Below are 1272 nucleotides of genomic sequence, written 5' to 3' on the forward strand. Positions count from 1 at the left end.
TGACCTTGCCCCGTTGAAATAATCCATTTTGAAGTAAGCTCTGGCCCATTGAGAGGACCAGGGAATGAAGCGCAGCCGTTTCACAGACGAACAGATTATCGGCATTCTGAAGGAGCACGAGGCGGGTACGCCGGTCTCGGAGCTTTGCCGCAAGCACGGCGTCAGCGATGCCAGCATCTATAAGTGGAAAGCCAAGTTCGGTGGCATGGAGGTGTCGGAAGCCAAGCGACTGAAGACGCTGGAGGACGAGAACACGAAGCTGAAACGGCTTCTGGCGGATGCCATGCTCGACAATGCAGCTTTGAAAGACCTTTTGGGAAAGAAGTGGTGACGCCCGCAGCAAAGCGGCGAGCTGTCGCGCATCTGATGGACCAACATCGGATGAGCGAACGGCGGGCGTGTAAAGCCATCGGCTTTTGCCGGATGACGATCCGTTACGAAACCACGCGCAGCGATGACCATGATCTTCGCGAGCGGATGAAGGCGCTGGCGCATGAACGCCGCCGCTTTGGATATCGACGCCTACATGTGCTGCTCAGGCGTGAGGGTCACCTTGTGAACCACAAGCGGCTCTTCCGGCTCTATCGGGAAGAGAAGCTGACGGTGCGCAAGCGCGGCGGCCGCAAGCGAGCGATAGGCACACGAGCACCGATGCTGATCCCGCTTGCCGCCAATTATCGCTGGTCACTGGACTTCGTATCGGATCAGTTCACCGATGGTCGCAGGTTCCGGGTTTTGACGGTCGTCGACGATTGCACCAGAGAATGCCTGGCACTCGTCGCCGACACATCGCTTTCCGGCCTGCGAGTTGCCCGTGAGCTTGATCGGATCATCGAGGAACGTGGCAAGCCCAAGATGATCGTCAGCGACAACGGCAGTGAGTTCACCAGCAACGCGATCCTGCAATGGGCCGACCGGACGACAGTCGATTGGCACTACATCGCACCGGGCAAACCGATCCAGAACGCCTTCATCGAAAGCTTTAATGGACGGCTGCGAGACGAGCTCCTGAATGAAACGCTCTTCTCGTCACTGACCCATGCTCGATCAGCGCTTTCAAACTGGCGCAGCGATTACAACGATCATCGACCACACTCTGGACTCGGCTGGATGACACCTGCCGAGTTCGCTCAGACAATCAACCCGCGACGTGATGCGGTGCTGCGCAGCCGGAATGGCTCCGCACCGCAACCCGCCGCTACCGCCCCAAATACAGCAACCCAAAACCGCCGGAGCGAACTTAAAACTGGATAAAACTTGGGGGCAAGGTCA

The 1272-nt window shown here is 57.9% G+C and carries 1 protein-coding gene; it reads left to right on the forward strand.

Going from position 1 to position 1272, the window contains the following annotated elements:
- Window positions 1-64 precede the first annotated feature (64 nt).
- A protein-coding gene (locus tag FHT97_RS30650; protein ID WP_183865230.1) for an IS3 family transposase occupies window positions 65-1254 on the forward strand; the annotation gives its coding sequence in 2 pieces (ribosomal slippage) (window positions 65-314 and window positions 314-1254; 1191 coding nt in all).
- The last annotated feature ends 18 nt before the right edge of the window (window positions 1255-1272 follow it).

Source organism: Rhizobium sp. BK399 (assembly GCF_014194695.1).
Classification (GTDB): domain Bacteria; phylum Pseudomonadota; class Alphaproteobacteria; order Rhizobiales; family Rhizobiaceae; genus Rhizobium.